General features: G+C 42.5%; 15 protein-coding genes. 4 read left to right on the forward strand and 11 right to left on the reverse strand.

The genetic code is table 11. The features are described 5' to 3' along the window. Positions 1-41: 41 nt before the first annotated feature. The 7 genes from tuf to ACFG4S_RS30985 form a co-directional block, all read right to left on the reverse strand. Positions 42-1,271, reverse strand: a complete 1,230-nt coding sequence (gene tuf / locus ACFG4S_RS30955) for an elongation factor Tu (RefSeq protein WP_392532703.1) — start codon at positions 1,269-1,271, stop codon at positions 42-44. A gap of 22 nt (positions 1,272-1,293) precedes the next feature. Continuing rightward, on the reverse strand, positions 1,294-3,372 hold the full coding sequence (gene fusA, locus ACFG4S_RS30960; protein ID WP_392532704.1) for an elongation factor G: 2,079 nt from the start codon (positions 3,370-3,372) through the stop codon (positions 1,294-1,296). Positions 3,373-3,509: 137 nt separating this feature from the next. Next, complete coding sequence (gene rpsG / locus ACFG4S_RS30965) at positions 3,510-3,980, reverse strand: 30S ribosomal protein S7 (RefSeq protein WP_012410237.1); 471 nt, start codon at positions 3,978-3,980, stop codon at positions 3,510-3,512. 402 nt (positions 3,981-4,382) lie between these two features. Then, a complete protein-coding gene (gene rpsL / locus ACFG4S_RS30970) occupies positions 4,383-4,766 on the reverse strand; it encodes a 30S ribosomal protein S12 (protein WP_012410236.1) in 384 nt (127 codons plus the stop codon). Between the two features lie 125 nt (positions 4,767-4,891). Continuing rightward, entirely contained in the window at positions 4,892-5,218 is a 327-nt protein-coding gene (locus ACFG4S_RS30975) for a HesB/IscA family protein (RefSeq protein ID WP_392532705.1), read from the reverse strand. A 535-nt stretch (positions 5,219-5,753) separates the two neighbouring features. Then, positions 5,754-6,173, reverse strand: coding sequence for a phosphomannose isomerase type II C-terminal cupin domain (locus ACFG4S_RS30980; RefSeq protein WP_392536120.1), 420 nt, complete (start codon positions 6,171-6,173; stop codon positions 5,754-5,756). Positions 6,174-6,443: 270 nt separating this feature from the next. Further along, entirely contained in the window at positions 6,444-8,486 is a 2,043-nt protein-coding gene (locus ACFG4S_RS30985) for a phosphodiester glycosidase family protein (protein WP_392532706.1), read from the reverse strand. 762 nt (positions 8,487-9,248) lie between these two features. Between ACFG4S_RS30985 and gltB the strand changes: the two genes are divergently transcribed. Continuing rightward, complete coding sequence (gltB, locus tag ACFG4S_RS30990) at positions 9,249-13,931, forward strand: glutamate synthase large subunit (RefSeq protein WP_392532707.1); 4,683 nt, start codon at positions 9,249-9,251, stop codon at positions 13,929-13,931. Positions 13,932-14,307: 376 nt separating this feature from the next. On the opposite strand, the gene ACFG4S_RS30995 is transcribed toward gltB, so the two are convergent. Then, positions 14,308-15,219, reverse strand: a complete 912-nt coding sequence (locus ACFG4S_RS30995) for a polysaccharide deacetylase family protein (protein WP_392532708.1) — start codon at positions 15,217-15,219, stop codon at positions 14,308-14,310. Between the two features lie 1,371 nt (positions 15,220-16,590). Between ACFG4S_RS30995 and lepB the strand changes: the two genes are divergently transcribed. Continuing rightward, positions 16,591-17,163: a signal peptidase I gene (gene lepB / locus ACFG4S_RS31000; protein ID WP_392532709.1), complete on the forward strand. Its 573-nt coding sequence runs from the start codon at positions 16,591-16,593 to the stop codon at positions 17,161-17,163. A gap of 91 nt (positions 17,164-17,254) precedes the next feature. Here the strand turns inward: lepB and ACFG4S_RS31005 are convergent, their stop codons facing one another. Together ACFG4S_RS31005 and ACFG4S_RS31010 are read right to left on the reverse strand one after the other, a co-directional pair. Continuing rightward, positions 17,255-17,788 (reverse strand): helix-hairpin-helix domain-containing protein, encoded by a 534-nt coding sequence (locus ACFG4S_RS31005; protein ID WP_392532710.1) that lies wholly within the window; start codon positions 17,786-17,788, stop codon positions 17,255-17,257. Positions 17,789-17,802: 14 nt separating this feature from the next. Then, positions 17,803-18,177: an NINE protein gene (locus ACFG4S_RS31010; protein WP_392532711.1), complete on the reverse strand. Its 375-nt coding sequence runs from the start codon at positions 18,175-18,177 to the stop codon at positions 17,803-17,805. 394 nt (positions 18,178-18,571) lie between these two features. Between ACFG4S_RS31010 and ACFG4S_RS31015 the strand changes: the two genes are divergently transcribed. Together ACFG4S_RS31015 and ACFG4S_RS31020 are read left to right on the forward strand one after the other, a co-directional pair. Beyond that, a complete protein-coding gene (locus ACFG4S_RS31015) occupies positions 18,572-19,504 on the forward strand; it encodes a DnaJ domain-containing protein (protein WP_392532712.1) in 933 nt (310 codons plus the stop codon). Between the two features lie 126 nt (positions 19,505-19,630). Beyond that, positions 19,631-19,954, forward strand: coding sequence for a DUF1825 family protein (locus ACFG4S_RS31020; protein WP_392532713.1), 324 nt, complete (start codon positions 19,631-19,633; stop codon positions 19,952-19,954). A gap of 73 nt (positions 19,955-20,027) precedes the next feature. Here ACFG4S_RS31020 and ACFG4S_RS31025 read toward each other — a convergent pair whose 3' ends face one another. Continuing rightward, positions 20,028-21,953 (reverse strand): transglycosylase domain-containing protein, encoded by a 1,926-nt coding sequence (locus ACFG4S_RS31025; protein ID WP_392532714.1) that lies wholly within the window; start codon positions 21,951-21,953, stop codon positions 20,028-20,030. Between the last annotated feature and the right edge of the window lie 50 nt (positions 21,954-22,003).

Genomic DNA, 22,003 nt, shown 5'->3' on the forward strand with positions numbered 1-22,003 from the left:
AATTATACCATCTCTGCTCCTTTTTTCTCAGGAAAAAGATGCTATTTGAGAATTTTAGAGACGACACCAGCGCCGATGGTGCGGCCACCTTCACGGATAGCGAAACGCATTCCTTGTTCAATAGCGATCGCGTTGATTAATTCAACTGTCATCTTAATGCGATCGCCTGGCATCACCATTTCTACATCTTTGCCTTCATCGGAAGTGTAAGCTTTGATAGTACCAGTTACATCCGTTGTCCGCACGTAGAACTGGGGACGGTAGCCCGCGAAAAATGGTGTCTTACGACCACCTTCTTTTTCAGTTAGGATGTACACTTCGCCTTCAAATTCCATGTGAGGTTTAATCGAACCAGGTTTGGCGATGACCATACCCCGTTCAATATCAGCCTTCTGGATACCGCGAAGAAGTACGCCAGCGTTGTCCCCAGCCATACCTTGATCGAGACTCTTCTTGAACATCTCAATCCCAGTTACGGTGGTGGCGCGAGTATCTCTGATACCCACTAGTTCAACGTTATCGCCAACTTTGACTACACCACGCTCAATCCGACCAGTGGCGACAGTACCACGACCTGTAATTGAGAACACATCTTCTACAGCCATCAGGAAGGGTTTATCAACATCCCGCTCAGGAGTGGGGATGTAAGAATCTACAGCATCCATCAGTTCATAGATTTTGTCTACCCAGGGATTTTCTCCTCGTTGGGTTTTAGGATTCTTGGTCATTGCTTCTAAAGCTTGCAGACCAGAGCCTTTGATAATAGGGATGTCGTCACCAGGAAAATCGTAGCTAGAGAGCAATTCTCGCAGTTCTAGTTCTACCAGTTCCAGGAGTTCTGGGTCATCCATCAAGTCTTCTTTATTCAAGAAAACAACCAGACTGGGAACACCAACCTGTTTTGCTAGGAGAATGTGTTCGCGGGTTTGGGGCATGGGACCATCAGTAGCAGCAACTACCAGGATGCCTCCATCCATCTGAGCAGCACCAGTGATCATGTTCTTCACATAGTCAGCGTGTCCTGGACAGTCTACGTGAGCATAGTGACGACTTGCCGTTTCATACTCTACGTGAGCAGTATTGATGGTAATACCCCGTGCCTTTTCTTCTGGGGCATTATCAATTTGGTCGTAGCCCTTAGCTACAGCCTGACCCATCGCTGCCAAAGTCATGGTGATGGCTGCTGTCAAGGTAGTTTTACCGTGGTCAACGTGGCCAACTGTACCGATGTTTATGTGGGGTTTATTCCTTTCAAATTTTGCGCGTGCCATGAATCCTCGTTTCCTTTTTTAATTAAGCGTTCCCTTTGCTTTTTGCAATGATAGTTTCAGCTACGCTGCGAGGCACCTCTTCGTAGTGGCTGAATTCCATCGTAAAGATACCCCGACCTTGGGTTTTTGACCGGATATCAGTGGCGTAGCCGAACATGGTTGCTAGTGGAACTTTGGATGCCACTTTAGCGAGTCCCTGTTCAGTGCTTTGGCTTTCAATCTGCCCCCGGCGAGCGATGAGGTCGCCAATGACGTTCCCAATATAGTCTTCAGGAACTTCCACTTCAACTTTCATCATAGGCTCTAATAGTACTGGTGAAGCTTTGATCACAGCTTCTTTCATCGCCATTGAGCCAGCAATTTTGAAAGCCATTTCCGAAGAGTCTACATCGTGGTATGACCCATCAATTAGCGTCGCTTTGACATCAATCAACGGATATCCAGCTAGAACACCGGATTCGCAGCTTTCTTTCATTCCTTGCTCCGCTGGGCTGATGTACTCTTTAGGTACTGTACCGCCGACAATTTTGGAGACGAATTCAAAGCCAGTACCGGGTTCTCCAGGTTCCAAATTGATCACTACGTGACCGTATTGACCTTTACCACCACTTTGGCGGATGAATTTGCCCTCAATTTTGCTCACAGCTTTCCGAATTGTTTCTCGGTAAGCTACTTGCGGCGCACCAACGTTTGCTTCCACCTTAAATTCTCGTAACATCCGGTCTACTAGAATTTCTAGGTGTAGCTCTCCCATACCGGCGATCACGGTTTGGTTTGTTTCGGGATCGACTCGGACGCGGAAGGTGGGGTCTTCTTCTGAGAGAGATTGCAGAGCTTTGGATAGTTTATCCATGTCGTTCTTGGTTTTGGGTTCAACCGCTACCGAGATTACAGGCTCAGGAATGAATAGAGATTCCAGAATGACTGGCGATCCATCGTCACAGAGCGTGTCACCTGTCAAGGTGTCTTTCAATCCAAGAGCTGCTCCCAAATCACCTGCTCGCAGTTCATCGACATCTTGGCGATCGTCTGCCTTCATGAGAACTAAGCGGGAAATCCGTTCTTTTTTATTCTTACTAGCGTTGAGAACGTAGCTGCCCTTTTTCAGGACACCAGAATAAACGCGAACAAATGTCAGGCGACCGTAAGGGTCAGCCATAATCTTGAATGCCAGAGCTGCTAGGGGTTCGTTGTCATCAGCCCGCCGCTCAACAGCATCACCATTCGGCAGTAAGCCTTGAATTGGCGGTACTTCACTTGGCGCTGGCAGGTAATCGACAACGGCATCCAGCATCAATTGCACGCCTTTGTTTTTGAATGCCGAGCCACAAAGTACCGGGACGATTGTGCCAGCAATTGTTCCTTTACGCAGGCCAAGAGCGATTTCGTCATCTGTCAGTTCTTCGCCATCGAAGTACTTAGTCATCAGAGCGTCATCGGTTTCTGCCACTGCTTCCACTAGCTTGACGCGGTATTCATCTACCTGCGGTTGCAATTCAGCAGGGATATCAGTTTCCTGGATATCGGTTCCTTGGTCATTAGCGTAAATATACGCACGCTGTTTCACGAGGTCAACGATACCGAGGAAGTCGTTTTCACTACCAATTGGCAGTTGAATGGCGATCGCATTTGCCCGCAGGCGATCGCGCATTTGCTCGTGAACTTTATAAAAGTTCGCTCCTGTGCGATCCATCTTGTTGATGAAGGCGATGCGAGGAACTTTGTAGCGGTCTGCTTGTCGCCACACTGTCTCAGACTGCGGTTGCACGCCACCCACAGAACAAAATACTGCGATGACACCATCCAACACGCGCATTGAACGCTCAACTTCAATCGTGAAGTCTACGTGACCGGGAGTATCGATAATGTTTATTTGATGATCTTTCCAGCTGGTACTGATAGCAGCAGCAGTAATGGTAATTCCCCGCTCCCGCTCCTGCTCCATCCAGTCTGTTACAGCAGTTCCTTCATGAACTTCGCCAATTTTATGAATTATCCCAGAGTAAAACAATATTCTCTCTGTTGTTGTTGTTTTGCCCGCATCTATATGCGCCGCAATACCGATGTTGCGTACTTTCTCTAGCGGGATCGTGCGTGCCACAATTACCTCCTATAGTTTTTGCCTCATGATATCTTGTATATTACTCTTTGTTAAGATTCTATACTTTTACGGAAAACCGTCTTTTTCGGTAAATCCACGATATACCGCTTCCGTAAGACGATATATCGCTTTTCTACTTAGTAACGATAGTGTGCAAATGCTTTGTTAGCTTCTGCCATCCGGTGCGTTTCTTCACGTTTCCGAATTGCATTTCCAGTTTCATTGGCAGCATCCATTAACTCATTTGCCAATTTGCTTGCCATTGTCCGGCCTGGTCTAGACCGGGAATATTGCACTAGCCAACGCAGTGCTAGGGTAGTACCCCGCTCTGAACGCACTTCCATTGGTACTTGGTAAGTTGCACCGCCCACCCGCCGAGCCTTTACTTCTACTAAAGGCGTAGCATTCCGCACTGCTCTTTCAAAAGTTTCTAAGGCACCATTGCCAGTGCGTTCTTCAATGGTTTTTAATGCTTCATAAACAATCCGTGCGGCAAGCGATTTCTTGCCATGACGCATGATCCGCCTGATAATCATGCTCACAAGGCGACTGTTATATACGGAGTCAGACGGAACTGGGCGCCTTTGAATAACACCACGACGAGACATACTTCACCTTTAATTCGGATTTGGCAACGAAATTATATGCTATCAGACACCGGAAACTAAAAGCGGTGGAACCCAACCCTCAGACTTCCTCATTTTTTCGAGCGTTGCAGCGAGGCTGACCTATTGACTTGCGACCTGCAACTAAAATACTCAAGGCGACAAGATTATAAACCTTAATGTCTAGAGTTAAGTTAAAACGAGAATTCATGCTGTCGTTACAGGATTCTCTCCAGAGATTCTACACTTGCTCGCTTAGTGTAGAGTGTAGCTTGCTTGATTGCTTCAAACAAATACAACAGTCTTCATGACTGCTGTTAGAACACAGGTGTCGATCGCCTTTTATCCGTGAGCGTTTCTAAGTTAGACGATTAATCGTAATTTAGTGCGATTAATCGCCTAATCTTATTTTTTCGCTTCTTTTGGACGCTTGGTTCCATATTTGGAACGACCTTGCTTGCGGTCTTTGACTCCGGCTGTATCTAAGGTTCCACGGATGATGTGGTATCTCACGCCTGGTAAGTCCTTAACCCGACCGCCACGAATCATTACAACTGAGTGTTCTTGTAAGTTGTGACCAATACCTGGAATATAAGCTGTGACTTCAAATCCAGAGGTCAGTCTGACTCTTGCTACTTTGCGTAGGGCTGAGTTAGGCTTTTTTGGTGTGGTCGTGTAGACTCTGGTACAAACTCCCCGGCGTTGGGGGCATTGTTTCAGAGCTGGGGACTTGGTTTTCTGACGCGCTTGTTCGCGTTCATTACGTATTAGCTGCTGTATTGTTGGCATGAGTTACAGCGCGTAAAGCTGCTTAGGGTCTAAGTTTTAACAAATCCTGATTATATCGTTTTTTACGGTTTTATGTCAAATGCCATTTGTCCTTTATCTAAGAACTAATGACCAATAACTGATGACTAATGATTAATGGAGAAGGAATTGCCACAAGTACATGTAGCGATCGCCTGGGGGTTGTGAAAGCGAAAACCACCACCCATCAGGTCTTCTGAATAATCCACTATCAGCCCTTTGAGGTTATTTAAACTTTCGCCGTCAATAATGACTTGAATCTCTTCCAGGTCAAAAACCTGGTCGCCAACTTTTATTGCTTCATCAAAAGACATATCATAAAATAACCCGGAACAGCCGCCTGATTTCACTGCTAATCGAAATAAGACATTTGGTTGCTGCTTGGACTTGATTCGGACGATCTCACTTGCGGCTGCTTGACTCAGATGAATCATGAAATTCGTTTTTGCAATTAAATACCCCATCTTAATTCTACAGATGGGTTGACCAATGCCTCTGTATTTAGATGCTACTTATATTTTTAGTTAATATGTATGTAGGCTTTGTTTTACTTAGCTTCTACCTGTATTAACCCAGCAGAGCGATCGCTATTACTATATTTATAGCACTAATATGTTTCAGTCCCCACCTTGACTAGGTAGGGACTTGTGTTGTGCAATAGTTACTAAAGAATTTTGCACAAAGTATGTATTTAAGTTTTTGGATTAGAGCTTTAACAAGAAAGAATTCAGGAGTGAAGAGTCAGAATTCAGCATTCAGTATGAATTGGAGTTCAAGTGTCGGATAGTGCAGCGTCTCGGAGAGATCCTCTGAATATATGATTTCAGTCTCCGACTGAATCTTCCTTTATGCTTTGGGTAGGAAAGATGTAACTATTTTTAATTAGTGGGTTGTCCAAATACCCCACTAATTTATTCTGAATTTCTGAATTTGAATTCTGCGTTCTTCTTTAATAGCGTTCTTTTAGTTTTAATCCTTGGTACGAGCATAATCGTCTTGGTAGCGAATAATATCGTCTTCACCCAAGTATTCGCCATTTTGCACTTCAATTAACACCAAGGGGATTACACCAGGATTTTCTAAACGATGGGCTGTACATTGGGGTACGTAGGTTGACTCATTATTGCTCAGTAACACTTCTCGCTCACCACAAATTACCTTAGCTGTACCAGAAACAACAATCCAGTGTTCGCTGCGGTGATGATGCATTTGTAAACTAAGGCGGTGTCCAGGCTTAACTTCGATACGCTTGATTTTGTATCCACGTCCTTCTTCTAATACTGTAAAAGCACCCCAAGGACGTAACTCAGTTGCAGCGAGGCCTTTGGAAGTAATAGCTGGAGGTAGGTGTAGAGTCTCAGTCTGTGTAGTTTCTTGATATCGAGCCATAGTTACCTCATTTGAAGACATAACAAACCGTTGGTACTCTTAACTATTGACAAAAAAAATTGGCGCTATCTTGCAACTTTGAAAATCAAGAATTTTGTTGCACCTTGCTAAAGATAACAAAATCAAACGTTATGGTGTAAACCATCACTATTAAAAGCTTTATGTCTACACTAATTCTTCATCAAGCAAAATGATAGCTTGTTCTAAACTTTAAAAAAGAATTGGACATGGGGCTTTGACTATTAAGAGATTTCCCTATTCCCCATTTCCTTATTTTCCTGGTTGTAGGAAAATACCAATTCCATTGTGAACACGAGCAGCAGTACTAGGAGAACGGTCAAGCAGCTGCCCCCCTAAGTAAAGACTGGTAGAACTACCACCGTCCAAATTTAGGGCATCCACACACCCCATTTGTTGCATCAGTTGGGCATGTTCTGCCAATGTGGGGCCATAACCGCCTACACGATTATGGACGGCAGTAATCATGACTGTGCCTGTTGGTGTTGTGCAAATACCGCTACGAATAGCTTTTTCTGCAATAAAGGCATTGCTGAATTTTTCGGCTTTGGCATCAAGGACAATTTGACGATTCTGGATTAATAGGGGTCCTGCTCCGATAATGTAGGGATAACGACTAAAATCAGCGGGAGCAGTGGCACTAGATATAGTTATTGCTGTGCCAACAGGTAATTGTGACGCATTACTAGTAGCGCTGGCGCGCAAGGTCAGTAGATAGCCATTTTGGGGAATCGGAATTGTCTTTTCACCAACTTTGCCGCCTGGTAATTGATTTGTAATTTGGTCTTTCTGAACCACTAGGATAATTTCGTTATCCGTCAGGGGTGTGTAAGTCGATCCCCAAGCAGGAGTGTAACGGGCAATGCCACTCTGGACATAAGCACTATTAAGATAAAGAATTGGTAAGCGTTGGTTATTTGCAGTAATTAAAGCTTCTTCTAAGGTGAGGCGACCAAAGTAAAATTCTCCAGAATCATTCCAGGCGATCGCTCCTCGATTGAGAATAGGCCCTGATAACCACTGGCCATCGCGGCGAATCGCACCTAAGGGCAATCTGTTATTGCGGTTAAAGTAACCACCGTTAATGGCAGCTACGGCTAAGTAGCGTTGTGCTGTTTCAAGTAACGGAGCAGTACCCATAACCGTATTAGGATTAACCCACATAGGTTTCAAGGTTAGCCCAACTTTGCGGGGATTAACTTCTAACCAAACCACTGGAAAGCGTTCTGTGCCTAAGCTAATATAATGCTGCCGCCAAACCAATCCCGATGCCCAACTAATATCCCGCTCTTCTAGAGGATCTGGTTGAATATCAATAATCAGGCGATCGGGGTCTGCTACAGTGCTAACTTGAGGTAATAGACCAAAGGGAACACTCAGGTGAATAATGGTTTGGTTGTTCACCACTTCCACTTTTTCAATTATTGTTTCCGGGGCTGCTACTGGTGGTGTAGCTGGCGATAATTGTTTGAGTAATTCTGGCAGTGATGTTGGTGGTGCTACTGGTGGTGGCTGAGGGGTATAGCGTTCTATTAAGGTGCGATCGGCTATTCCATCCAAGGTAACTGTCCACTCCCGATTCGGTGGTGTAGTAGATTTGGGTGTTGGTGTGTCTGGATCGGCGGATAGAATTGGAGTTGTTTTAATAACCGAGCCTTGTGCAACTTGCCAGGGAGTTGGACGATCTAAATTGACAAGAATCTGAGTGTGTTGCAAAGGGGCACTCGCATATACAGGTTCCTGGCTCTGAATAATATTTGTGATTTGTGCTTTTGGGGTCGCAATCACCAAGATGTTCCCATTGGCTTGGATTTGCCATCCAGATGTTTGAGCAAAATTAGTAATATCCAGATAGCGATATCCTCCTAGTTGCCTGGTGGCTAAAACCTGCGGCGTTTTCACCGAGGAAAACCACTGTATTGGTTGCCTAGTCCAGTTACTGCTGTTTAAGAAATTTACTCCGATTAATTGCCTGAATACACCGTCACTGAGATGAGTTGTGATTTGACCCGATCTTCCAGTCTGCTGTAACCAAGTACCTGGTAGAGTCCGGCCATTAAGGGAAATTTGATTACCAGCCAAAGGCGATCGCACCCCAGGTTTAGCAGATGCAGGTAACTGTGAAGTCAACCTTGGTATTGATTTAAGATTTTTCGGGGACTCTTGGGCGTTAGCATAGGTAGTACCTAAGCACAGTGCTGTTAAAAGTATTGGTGAAAAAGTCGCTCGGATAAACTTGCTATTCCCAATCAGCGAAATAGCACTACGGTATTGTTGTTGGCAACAATTCGGCATTTTTACCATAATTTACTAGGTAGTTTTGAAAAGTATCACCCAAGGTATAAACTAACTAAATTATTGGCAAATCTAAAAAACATCAGTTTATTTGGCAAAAAACATGATATTCTATATATTGGCTTGTTATCTCTTTTAAGAATAAACAATCATGTAGCCACTTAACTGACTGTAACTAAATGTTGTAACTGGCACTAATGTTAATTGCACTATATACGGTAGTCTTATTTATCCAAACTGGATTAATATATTGAGTCCTCAGTTTTGGTTGCAAGTCTTGATACTTCAGCGAGCTGCAATTGCTAGTAAGACAGGTAGCAACTGGTCAAAGAGAAATATTTGGGAATTGTCAAATGGGTATATATTGTAATACGCTGATTTTATTACTTGCTCGGGATAGCTTTGAGTTTAAAACCTAGTGCAGCGTTCAATTTTAGTTGTGTTTCAGGTGAGCTGAAATAAGCTCTAACATTAGCTGGTGTGCATCTGGAAAAAAGCAATTGAAAAAATACTTAACTTCAAAATATAAAAAACAAACTGTCAGGGCAATAAGAATGTCTTGGCTAAACTAGTTTGTCTAATCACCGCATAAATACATAAAAACACGCAATTATTTTAACACAGGTAGACTAAAAAGTAAAACCGAAGTTAAAATTTTTTTTCCCTAAATTTCGGTGCTGATGCATTTCTCCATCGCTGAATTGAAAATTTTTTCTCTTAAGCAGTGGCAAAATTGATAACTCAACAGTTCAGGTACAGGGTATGAATAATAAACCGATGAATCAAGACCAGAAAATCACAGCAGATATTGACTTAAGAAATACCTGCCAGGGACCAAGGTGGTTAGTAGAAGAACGGGATGCCTGTGGTGTAGGTTTTATAACTCATCGTCAAAATCATGCCAGCCACGAAATTGTCGAAAAAGCTTTAGCTGCTTTAACCTGCTTAGAACATCGGGGGGGTTGTAGTGCGGATCGAGACTCTGGTGATGGTGCAGGAGTGTTGACAGCAATTCCTTGGGAATTGTTTCAACAAGACTTTGCTCACAGGGGAAAGGAATTTTCATCTACCAACAATACTGCTGTGGGGATGATCTTCTTACCACAAGACCAAGAAGCAGCACAAAAAGCTAGGGCAGCAGTTGAGCAAATAGCCGCTGAGGAGCAATTGATTGTACTAGGTTGGCGAGTAGTGCCAGTGCAATCTGATTTGCTGGGGATACAAGCAAGAGAAAATCAACCCCAGATTGAACAAGTCTTGTTAACTTCCGTTGACAAAATCGGCGATGAATTGGAACGCCAGTTGTATATTACCCGCCGCCGAATTAGTAAAGTTGCCAATAAAATCTCAGAAGAATTTTATATCTGCTCCTTATCAAGCCGGACAATTGTCTACAAAGGTATGGTACGTTCTGCTGTATTGGGAGAATTTTATCAAGATTTAAAAAATCCGGTTTACAAAAGTGCTTTTGCTGTGTATCACCGTCGCTTTAGCACCAACACGATGCCCAAATGGCCGCTAGCGCAGCCAATGCGGCTTTTGGGTCACAATGGCGAAATTAACACCTTGTTGGGTAACATCAATTGGATGATGGCACGAGAAGCTAGCCTCAATCATCCAGTATGGGGCGATCGCATCAAGGAACTGAAGCCATTAGTTCATATTGATAACAGCGACTCAGCTACCCTAGACAACGTAGTGGAATTGTTGGTTTGCTCTGGACGCAGCCCCTTGGAAGCCTTAATGATTATGGTTCCAGAGGCTTACCAAAATCAGCCTTCTTTACGTGAGTCTCCAGAAATTGTTGATTTCTACGAATATTACAGTGGTCTCCAAGAAGCGTGGGACGGGCCAGCACTTTTAGTATTCAGCGATGGCAAAAAAGTTGGTGCAACTCTAGATCGGAATGGTTTAAGACCAGCTCGCTACGTCATCACCAAAGATGACTACATTGTTGTAGCTTCCGAAGCTGGTGTTGTGGACTTCCCAGAAGCCAATATTGTCGAGAAAGGTAGACTTGGCCCAGGGCAAATGATTGCCGTAGATTTAGAAAATCATGAAGTGCTGAAAAATTGGGATATTAAACAGCGCATCGCTCAGCAGGAGCCTTATGGAGAATGGCTGCAACAATATCGTCAAGAATTAAAGTCATTAGTTATTAGTCATACGTCATCGGCAAATGGCAATGGACATACGACAAGTGACCAAGGACAATTGACAACTGACAAACAAACCTTACTTCAGCGTCAAACTGCCTTTGGTTACACCACAGAAGATGTAGAAATGGTGATTCACCCAATGGCGATCGCCGGTTCTGAACCGACTTTCTGTATGGGGGATGATATTCCTTTAGCTGTGTTGTCGGAAAAGCCCCACCTGCTTTATGACTATTTCAAACAGCGCTTTGCTCAAGTAACGAACCCAGCGATCGATCCCCTACGGGAAAAGCTGGTGATGTCTTTAAAAGTCGAACTAGGCGAACGGGGTAACTTATTAGAACCAAAGCCAGAATATGCCCGGAGATTAAAACTTGAGTCGCCGATGTTGACTGAGGCAGAATTAGAAGCAATTAAGCTGTCAGGATTTGCCACAGCGGAGTTGTCAACTTTGTTTGCGATCGCCACTGGTCCAGAAGGATTAAAAGCCGCAGTGGAATCTTTACAAGCACAAGCAGCAGAGTCAGTACGCGCAGGGGCAAAGATTTTAATCTTGAGCGATCGCGTCAATGACACCATCAGCACAGAATACACTTACATTCCTCCCCTGTTAGCCGTGGGTGTCGTCCATCACCACCTGATTCGAGAAGGGCTGCGAATGAAAACATCCCTGATTGTCAATACTGCCCAATGCTGGAGTACTCATCACTTTGCTTGTTTGATTGGCTACGGCGCTGGTGCAGTTTGCCCGTACATGGCATTAGACACAGTGCGCGATTGGTGGTCCGATCCCAAAACTCAGAAGTTAATGGAAGTAAAAAAACTTCCAACCCTAACTCTAGAACAAGCTTTAAAAAATTATCGTAAAGCAGTAGAGTCAGGTTTGCTGAAAATTCTCTCCAAAATGGGAATTTCTTTACTCTCCAGCTATCAAGCAGCGCAAATTTTTGAAGCGATCGGTATTGGCAGAGATTTAATTGAACTGGGATTTTGTGGTACGACTTCCCGTATTGGTGGTTTGAGCATTACCGAATTAGCCTTGGAAGTGCTTTCTTTCCACAGCAAAGCTTTCCCGGAACTGACAACCAACAAATTAGAAAACTTGGGCTTTGTGCAGTACCGTCCGAAAGGCGAGTACCACATGAATAGCCCAGAAATGGTGAAGGCGCTGCATAAGGCTTTAGATAGCAAAAACTACGATCACTACGAAGTTTACAAAAAGCACCTCCAAGGTAGACCAATAACCGCCTTGCGGGACTTGTTAGATTTTCAGGGCGATCGCCCATCCATATCGATAGAAGAAGTAGAGTCGGTAACAGAAATTGTCCAGCGCTTTTGTACTGGTGGCATGTCTTTAGGCGCCCTGTCCAGAGAAGCTCATGAAACTTTAGCGATCGCCATGAACCGCATTGGCGGCAAATCTAACTCTGGGGAAGGCGGCGAAGACCCAGTACGTTATACAGTCCTAGACGATGTAGATGAATCTGGACACTCGCCAACCCTACCTCATTTAAAAGGATTGCAAAATGGCGATGTGGCTCATAGTGCCATTAAGCAAGTTGCATCGGGACGCTTTGGGGTCACGCCAGAATATTTAGTCAACGCCAAACAAATTGAAATCAAAATTGCCCAAGGTGCCAAGCCTGGAGAAGGTGGACAGCTACCAGGTCCCAAGGTGAGCCAATATATTGCCATGTTAAGGCGCTCCAAACCAGGTGTAACGCTGATTTCGCCACCACCGCACCACGATATTTACTCCATTGAAGACTTAGCACAATTGATTTTTGACTTACACCAAATTAATCCCAAGGCAAAAGTCTCGGTAAAGCTAGTTTCAGAAGTTGGTATTGGAACGATCGCTGCTGGTGTAGCCAAGGCAAACGCTGATATTATCCAAATTTCTGGACATGATGGTGGTACTGGTGCATCGCCACTCAGTTCTATTAAACATGCGGGTTCGCCTTGGGAACTTGGTTTAAGTGAAGTCCATCGCGTTTTGATGGAAAATAGCTTGCGCGATCGCGTGATTTTACGAGTTGATGGTGGTCTGAAAAGTGGCTGGGATGTGGTAATAGGTGCATTGATGGGCGCTGAAGAATTTGGTTTCGGCTCCATTGCTATGATTGCCGAAGGTTGCATTATGGCGCGGATCTGTCATACGAATAACTGCCCTGTGGGTGTTGCTTCCCAGAAAGAAGAACTCCGCAAACGGTTTACAGGCATCCCGGAACAAGTTGTCAACTTCTTCTACTTCATCGCCGAAGAAGTGCGTAGTTTGCTAGCACGACTTGGCTACCGTTCTTTGTCAGAAATCATTGGACGTGCAGATTTGTTGACAGTGCGCCCAGAAGTAAAACTTACCAAAACGCGATCGCTAAATCTTGACTGTTTAGTTCAACTACCAGATAGCAAAGAAAATCGTGACTGGTTAGTGCATGAAGAAGTCCACAGCAACGGCGTGGTTTTGGATGACAAATTCCTTGCCGATGCCGACATTCAAGCTGCCATTAAGAATCAATCTACTGTTAGCAAGACCTTCCCCATAGTCAATACTGATAGAACAGTAGGCACAAGATTAGCAGGAGCGATCGCTTCCCAATACGGTGACAGTGGCTTTGAAGGACAAATTCATCTGAACTTTACAGGTAGTGTTGGCCAAAGCTTTGGCGCTTTCAATCTCCCCGGCATCATTCTGACTCTGGAAGGAGAGGCAAACGACTATGTAGGTAAAGGGATGCACGGCGGTGAAATCATCATCAAACCCCCAACTGATTCGACCTACAACGCATCACAAAACGTCATCGTTGGCAATACCTGTCTCTATGGCGCTACTGGCGGCACATTATTTGCCAACGGCTTAGCAGGAGAGCGCTTTGCTGTGAGAAACTCCAAAGGTATAGCAGTGATTGAAGGTGCTGGAGATCACTGTTGTGAGTACATGACTGGTGGCGCGATCGTCGTTCTTGGCAAAGTAGGACGTAACGTAGCTGCAGGAATGACTGGTGGACTGGCATACTTTTTAGATGAAGACGGTTCGTTTCCTGAGTTAGTCAACCCAGAAATTGTCAAAATGCAACGAGTGATTACGCAAGCAGGTGCAAACCAATTGCAAGAGTTAATCAAAACTCATGCAGAACGCACTGCTTCACCAAAGGCGAAGAAGATTCTCCAAAACTGGCAAGAATTTTTGCCGAAATTCTGGCAGTTAGTTCCGCCTTCTGAGGCTGATAGTCTAGAAGCTGATCCTGAAAAAAAAACAACTGAGTTCAATTTAGTAACTAGTCATTAGTAATTCTGAGTTATTCCTCAGAAGCAAAAATCCCCGACTTATCAAATAAGTTGGGGATCTGCCAATACGGTTCTGTTAATGGTGAAAGAGAAAAGGTTTTGAATACATCCTTTACCCCTTAACCTTTTCCCAGACTACAAGGAAAGTGAAAAATGCTTATCCGAACTGTATTCGGGAATATGCAGTTGGCAACTTCCACAAATACAATTCCTATGTAGGATTTTAAGCAAAAATATAAATTTTAGTTGTTACCTGATTAATATATAATACCAAGTCTACATAATCACTTATTATTAAAATCTTTCGGTCTTCCTTCTCAGCCTCAATAATAAGTTTTTAAGCAGATATGATATAATTAAAAACTGATCATTAATAATTATGACTTTTTATTAGCAAGTAACTTTATCTGCGTATCTTCGATTTCTAAAAGTTCGGGGACTGTGACAAACCGATAACCTTGCTTTCTAAAGTTGCTAATAATCTCTGGCAAAGCTTGTATAGTTCTAGAACGGTTACCACCGCCATCATGCATCAGCACAATACCACCAGGTTGTGAATCTTTCATGACGTTATCGATCAACTTTGGTACAGCTGGTAATTTATAGTCCGTGGAGTCAGCTGACCACATAACCACAGCATATTTTTCTCCTTTGGCATAAGCAACTAGTCCATTGTGCATCACACCACCAGGGGGACGAAATAGAGTTGTTTTAACACCTGTAATTTGATAAATTAAATCAGCTGTGCGGTCAATTTCAAAAGCAGCTGCCTGTTGATTAAAGAAGTGATACCAGTGATGCCAAGTATGGTTAGCAATAATGTGACCTTGACCGACAATTTCCTTGGCTAATTCCGGATAATTTTTCACGTTCTGCCCAACGACAAAAAATGTCCCTTTGATGTTATTAGATTTCAAAATATCGAGGACTTGCTTCGTTGTCTCAGGCCAAGGGCCATCGTCAAAGGTGAGAGCAATTACTTTTTCACCTTGAGTCAGTTTTGCTGATTCAATTATTGCCCCTTGAAACCGTGATGGTACAGGATAAGATAATCCTTTTACTTGAGCTTGTTGCTGCCAACTCGTAAGCATCACTGCCTTGAATTTCTCAATTCGCTGCTGAGTTCCTATGTTTGCAGCTACATCGTTGACGTTAATAGTTGGTCTACTCTGAGCCTCCGAAGTATTTGGCCTTAGAAGCATCATAAAACCAACGCCAAAAACACCACTTAAGGCAAGCAGAGCAATTAATATTCCTTCTGGCCAGAGAAACGACTTATTGTTTTCCATTTTATAGCTCCTTCAACGATCAAACCATCAGCCACAATTATGACGGTACTTTATAACACATAATTTTTTATAAATTTTAGAGCCTAGTTTCTTTGTCTAATCCCAAAAATTAGAATTCAGAATATACAGCTTTAACTAAAATCTAGATGCTCTAAATTTGCACGATCGCTGAACATACAATAATTGCTATTGTTTAATCTCAAGTTACTGATAAAATGCGAAGTCTGCATTTCCAGGTTCTGACCGCTAGCTCTAACAAAGAACAAAATTAGATAATTAATCACACCTCAAAATCCTCTTAAATATAATTGTCAACTAACTACTATCAGATACCTGACTGCTAAGTTACATAGTATCCTTTGAAATTCGGTAATTTTGCAAATAAATAAGCTAAGCTGTCATACCTATAAATTACGCTTTTTGACTACTAGATTTTTGATAGTAAAGCTTTCTGATATTAAAGTTTGATATCGGCAGCTTCGTCAAGTATTTGATTAACGTACAAAACTACATGACAAGGAAAGAGGTGTCTGCAAAAAAGAGTGTAATAAACTATTAGTTTTATAACTTATAAGATATATTCTACTGCCTACTGCTATCGCTTCCTTTTTAAGAAAAAGTTAAATTTTTAACTGAGGCAATGTTGTTTTGTAATTTCTCTCAAAAAGATAGACGGAAATTAATTCAATATAGTTTCTCATTGCCAATAGGCACTTAATCGTTAATCTAGATATTTTTCACCCAATTAGGAAAAATAATTTTGTTGGCAGCTTAACTCTATTTTTGATAGTCAAATTTTAGCCAAAATTGCTAATGGCTTTTTATCTGCTAATGCTCTTCTCCATAATTCAATAGATTTATACATTATTAATAATACAATTTAAAATCCTCCGTTACCGTACAATTACTTAAATTAATTTAATTGTCATAAACAAATTTGTAAAATTTTAATAATACACCACACAAAGATTAAAACACTAAGTATACATTTAAATCAAATTTTTATTAACTAATGACACTCGACTCAGCTGGATTTTCTCTGTTCCCAGAAAAACCGACTATTTATTATATGGGTATGAAGTGGGCAACTAGCTTTTTTAGTAGCAAAATGTAAAACTAAAAATTAGCTAGTAACTTGCCTTATAATTGCAGCAATTAGAATTAGGATTTTTTATTTTTAATTATTTATCTAGGAATCCTAATCATCAAGTTATGCTCTTTTAAACACTGCTTGGCTTTATGCTAAACAATAGCTGTATTATTTAATCTATGTATAAGTTGATGTAAAAATTAGCTTGTCTATCAGTATACCTTTAGAGTCAAAATAATCAAGGTATTTATCCCACTTCATTAAATTGGCTAGAAATTTTTATGACCCCTCACGAAAGTGATGCAAAAGAAGAACGTACCTCATTAAAAGTATGGCGTAGTTGGCAAGAAAATCTGATTTTAGTTGCGATCGCTTTATGTTTGGCACTCGTAATCCGGACTTTTATCGCCGAACCTCGGTACATACCTTCTGACTCAATGTTACCCACCTTACATACTGGCGATCGCTTGGTAGTCGAAAAAATCTCCTATCACTTTCACCCCCCCATAACTGGGGATATTGTTGTCTTTCAGCCACCGACAGAACTACAGCGTCGGGGATATCCTAAAGACCAAGCCTTCATCAAGCGAGTAATTGGTCAGCCTGGTGAGATAATTAGTGTTTCTAACGGCAAAGTCTACCTGAATGGTCAGCCCTTAGCAGAAGACTACATTGCTGAACCACCAAATCAGCCGTATCAACCAGTGAAAGTTCCCGAAGACCAATTTTTTGTTATGGGAGATAACCGCAACGATAGTAACGACTCTCGCTATTGGGGCTTTTTACCCCAAAAAAATATCATCGGACGAGCGGCATTTCGATTTTGGCCTCTCGATCGCATTGGGTTTATTTAATTAATTGGTGGTCAGTTGTTTTTTGGCAACTGACTATTTCTCAAAGTTAAATATCAATTTATAAACTTAGCTTGAGCATTATATAGAAAGTTTAAAAACGGAGAAAATACATCAGCTGAGCGATCGTATCACCAGGTAGCTTTAACCGCTGCTGGAAATCAGCCAGGTTATGATAAAGACCAGCAGATTGGCGATTTTGCACTACTGCTTCTGCTAAAGATAAATCCATAAATGGAATTTCTGCTAATTTTTCGACTGTTGCTGTGTTCGGATTAACTAAGTGCGTCAGACGATCTAAAGATTCGTGGTCATAGTAACTAAAATTTAATAGAGGTTTTAATGGTTCTAGTCGCGGCGCTGGCATACCCAAAGCCGCAGCGATATCTTCAATACAGTAAAATTTAACGCCGGAACGCGAAAGTTCCACAAGCGATCGCGCTTGGTGAATAGACAAACCTGGTAGACGTAACCAGTCATCTACAGTTGCTTGATTAGCATCAATGCGGATACCTAATTTTGCCGCTATCTGAATTTCTTCCCCAGATTGTAGGCGATAGTAGGGATCGTTGAGAAGCTTGGTGCGGAGTTTTTGCAGCTTGGGGTTTAAAGGTAGCCAGTTACTCATGATTGTTGCTTACCTCAAGAAATCTGGTCTAGCAATTGGCGGCGTTTTTGCTCAAATTCATATTCGGAAATTAGTCCATCTTGGCGTAGAGCATCTAATTCTCGCATTGCATCAGCGATCGCTCCTACCTGATTACTCACCCGATCTAAATTCCTTGGGGCTGACTTCCCTAGATTAAAATTGCGATCGAAAGCTTCTTCGTCTTGGGCTAAATACCAAACTCCCTCAATCGCACTAGCTACTTTGGGGATAGGCGTCCAGGAAAGCAACACATACAAAACACCCCACAACGGCTGTCCCAGGTAAAATTTATGTAATCCTGAAATTGTCAACGTACCAGAAAAAGCTAGAACAGCAGCAACACTTCGGCTTTTGCGCTTAGTCAACATATTCCTAATAAATCTACCAACACCATAGTTTCTAGAATAAGACAGCCTAAATACAACATTTTCTCAATCTGTAGTCAATTTTCTGCGTCTCTGTGGGCTTACCTGTACACCCTTTGCGTTAAAATTTCAACCCTCAATTCGCCATGACTTTACCTCAAGCTGTACTAAGCAATTGGAAATCTCAAATGAATAATACACGTATGGTAATTATCCTAGCTATTTGACTAATGCTCAGATAAATTCATTTTAGTCAACTATCCTATATTTCCCTGGTGACTTTTGGGTGGAAAGTCCCACGATTTAGTTGTTTGAGAATAAACTTGAGTAAGTTTCACATAACTGTGCATTCAGCTTTGATGCTAATTTTAATTTTTTAGGGGATCGGATTACTACGATGTCACAGACTTTCCTACCGCCAAAATGGCTTGAACAGCTTTGCGATCCTTATGCTGTGCTAGGAATTTCTGTGACTGCTGAAGATCGTCAGATTCTCAAACGCTACCACACTTTAGCAAAACTGCTGCATCCCGATCGCCACACCAAAAGCAGCAATCCAGATGAAGAATTAGCCACGGCTATATTTAGTCATTTAATCAACCCAGCTTATGAACAGCTGAAACATCAACACAAGCGCTATGCCGCCATCGCCACACTCCTCTCAGAAGCAAGAGTTTTGCAGCAGCAAGCTTTGTCTTCTGAAAGTGCCATAGCTCAGGAAATGAGGGAAATGTCTACACCCGAAGCAGAATTATTTTACGAAGAAGCGATCGCCTGCTATGCAGAAGCTCAATACAAATCACTCCATCAGTTTTATCAAGTAACGCAACAAATTAGTACACTTAACTTAGTTTACTTAGACTTGCATAAACCTCACCTGTTTCTACCTCAAAAACCTCTCACTATCATTCCTGAGGTAGAAGTCAAAACTGTTGAACCGACATTATGTGAAAACACTAATGTCAAACCAGTTTTGAAAAACTATGCTCAACGTCACTATGAGCGAGCTATTGAATATACGAGACTAACCAAATGGACCTTAGCTGTGCAAGAACTGCGCGATGCCATCAAGCTAGAGCCAAATAACAGTGATTATTATGCCTTATTAGGTTTTGTGCATCTGCAACAGAAATTATTAGGAATGGCCAGAGTTTACATAACTCAAGCATTAAAACTTAATCCGCAAGATTCACTAGCGTTGAAATGTGCTTCCAAATTGAAAATTCAACCAGGTGAAAAGGCTAATCCTAAATCAATTGCGAAAGCTTTGAGTATAGCAGCTTTATTAAGTGCATTTAAAGACGGTAAACGTTCTCAAGTCAAGTGTTGAAATTTCGGTAACAAACCGTACTAAAACCGAAGTTTGCTTACTAAATTACTCTCCTAGACTAAAATAAAGCATAGAAGTAAAACTGTTAAGCTACTGAGTCTGGGCACTCAGTTTAATATAAGCAACATGGGATTCTTCGATTCTGAGATAGTTCAGCAAGAAGCAAAACAGCTGTTTGATGATTATCAAGCACTGATCAAGCTTGGCAATAGCTACGGTAAATTTGACCGTGAGGGGAAAAAGCTGTTTATTGAGCAAATGGAAGCCATGATGGATCGGTATCGCATCTTTATGAAGCGCTTCGAGCTATCAGAAGATTTCATGGCGCAAATGACAGTAGAGCAACTAAAAACCCAGTTAGGTCAATTCGGTGTCACCCCACAACAAATGTTTGACCAAATGAACCTCACTTTAGAACGGATGAAAGCTGAGTTAGAAAAACAGGTCTAACATAAGTTAGGAGTTGAGAGTTAAGAGTTCTCAATAAACTAAACTCATAACTCATAATCGATCGCTCCTAACTTTAATTGGACTTGGGTCGAGGAAACTGGGAAGGCGATTTGAAATTTTCTACTGGTACATTTTTAAGTGCCTTCTCCATAAAATCTTTCCAAATGGGAGCTACCATCACACCCCCTGTTGCATGGTCAGCTAATTGTCTGTTGTCATCCCTTCCCACCCAGACAGCAGTAGTCAACTGTGGTACAGTGCCAACAAACCAAATATCTTTTTCTGATGATGTAGTTCCTGTCTTTCCTGCTGCCGGACGACCAATAGCAGCACTTTTACCTGTACCCTCAGTAATTACCGATCGCATCACATCAATAATAGCTGCTGATGCCCAAGGATCTAGAACTAGCTGGGGTTTAGGGGTGTTATCTAGTAATATATTACCACTACTGTCTGTAACACGGGCAATTACAGTCGGTGGTGATTGCCAACCATAGTTAGCAAATGTCGCATAGGCGCTAGCCATTTCTAAGGGTGTAACACCAATTGCACCTAGAGGTAGGGAAGTAACAGGCTCCATTGGACTCATAATGCCCAAGGTTCGGCAAGTTTCGATGACTCTATTCATACCTATAGCCTTACCAACTTTGATCACAGGAATATTGCGTGACTGGGCTAAAGCTGTGCGAATTGGCATAGATCCCCTAAAACTGCCATCATAATTTCTGGGAAAGTACCAACCATTGCCATCTCGATAACTGACTGGAGAATCGTCCACCGTTGAGTCTGGGGTGTACTTCCCACTAGCAAAAGCTGTATAGTAGACAAACGGTTTAAAAGAAGATCCGGGCTGGCGCTGAGCTTGAGTTGCACGATTGAATTCACTGGTCTTAGGATCTATCCCGCCCACGAGTGCTTTGATAAAATGCGTGCGCGGATCAATTGACACCAAGGCCATTTGATTCTTTGATAATCCCTGGTCTAAGAGTGATTTATGCCACTTACTGACAGTTTCTTCTGCCATCCTTTGGAAGTTAGCATCAACTGTAGTTTGTACCCGCATCCCACCTTTGAGTAGTGCGTCACGCCCAAACTTCTTAGCCAACTCCTGGGCTACAGTATTTGTTACATAAGGTAGGGCACTACCTTGAAAGGATTTGATCTTACCAAGTTTGATTTCTTCTTTCAGGGCATCATCGTACTCTTGCTGGCTGATCCAATTCAATTCCAGCATTCGTCCCAGAACTTCTTTTTCTTTCTGTTTTGCCAGTTTCATACTCACAAACGGGCTGAATTCTTCAGGTGCTTGGATTAAACCCGCCATCATTGCTGACTCGCCCAAGTTTAAATATTCCGCTGACTTATTAAAGTAACTGCGTGCTGCCGTTTGTACACCATAGTTGTTATGACCCCAATAAACTTGATTGAGGTACATTTCTAAAATTTGGTCTTTGGTGAGGATTTGCTCTAAGCGAATTGCTAGCACTCCCTCGGCTAATTTCCGGGTAAAAGCACGTTTGTGAGTCAAAAATAGGTTTTTTACCAACTGCATAGTAACAGTAGAGCCACCCTCTCGGACTCCACCTGCTACAGCATTAACTACTACAGCTCGGCCAACACCAGTGGGGTTGATCCCGTGGTGATCGTAAAAGTGACTATCTTCACTGGCCAATACTGCCCGTTTGAGATTCGGGGAAATCCTGTCTAAGGGAACTACTTCCCGGTTAGCTTCTCCGTGAACACTGGCTAACAGTTTACCCTTAATGTCATAGATGTAAGTCGTTTCTGAGGGAAAGAAGTTACGTAGCTGTCTCACATCTGGCAAATTACGGAAACTAATGGCTAAACCAACCAGTCCTCCGGCTACAATGGAACTTGCCAACATGGTCATTGAGAGGAGAGTACCGCCAGTTACCTGACCGACTCCTTTCAAAAACTCAAAACCTGATGAAGCCTGACGTTGTGGCTGCTTATTTTCAAAAGTCCTAGACGACGACACGGCGATTTCACTTCCTCATTTGTAAATTTAACTGTAATTGATTGGGCGAA

The sequence above is a fragment of the Nostoc sp. C117 genome (assembly GCF_043099735.1).
Taxonomy (GTDB): domain Bacteria; phylum Cyanobacteriota; class Cyanobacteriia; order Cyanobacteriales; family Nostocaceae; genus Nostoc.

Bases quoted from the DNA above. Each gene is read 5' to 3' on its own strand.
- tuf (WP_392532703.1), bottom strand. From the start codon at position 1,271: ATGGCACGCGCAAAATTTGAAAGGAATAAACCCCACATAAACATCGGT.
- rpsG (WP_012410237.1), bottom strand. From the start codon at position 3,980: ATGTCTCGTCGTGGTGTTATTCAAAGGCGCCCAGTTCCGTCTGACTCC.
- rpsL (WP_012410236.1), bottom strand. From the start codon at position 4,766: ATGCCAACAATACAGCAGCTAATACGTAATGAACGCGAACAAGCGCGT.
- ACFG4S_RS30975 (WP_392532705.1), bottom strand. From the start codon at position 5,218: ATGATTCATCTGAGTCAAGCAGCCGCAAGTGAGATCGTCCGAATCAAG.
- ACFG4S_RS30980 (WP_392536120.1), bottom strand. From the start codon at position 6,173: ATGGCTCGATATCAAGAAACTACACAGACTGAGACTCTACACCTACCT.
- ACFG4S_RS30985 (WP_392532706.1), bottom strand. From the start codon at position 8,486: ATGCCGAATTGTTGCCAACAACAATACCGTAGTGCTATTTCGCTGATT.
- gltB (WP_392532707.1), top strand. From the start codon at position 9,249: ATGAATAATAAACCGATGAATCAAGACCAGAAAATCACAGCAGATATT.
- ACFG4S_RS30995 (WP_392532708.1), bottom strand. From the start codon at position 15,219: ATGGAAAACAATAAGTCGTTTCTCTGGCCAGAAGGAATATTAATTGCT.
- lepB (WP_392532709.1), top strand. From the start codon at position 16,591: ATGACCCCTCACGAAAGTGATGCAAAAGAAGAACGTACCTCATTAAAA.
- ACFG4S_RS31005 (WP_392532710.1), bottom strand. From the start codon at position 17,788: ATGAGTAACTGGCTACCTTTAAACCCCAAGCTGCAAAAACTCCGCACC.
- ACFG4S_RS31010 (WP_392532711.1), bottom strand. From the start codon at position 18,177: ATGTTGACTAAGCGCAAAAGCCGAAGTGTTGCTGCTGTTCTAGCTTTT.
- ACFG4S_RS31015 (WP_392532712.1), top strand. From the start codon at position 18,572: ATGTCACAGACTTTCCTACCGCCAAAATGGCTTGAACAGCTTTGCGAT.
- ACFG4S_RS31020 (WP_392532713.1), top strand. From the start codon at position 19,631: ATGGGATTCTTCGATTCTGAGATAGTTCAGCAAGAAGCAAAACAGCTG.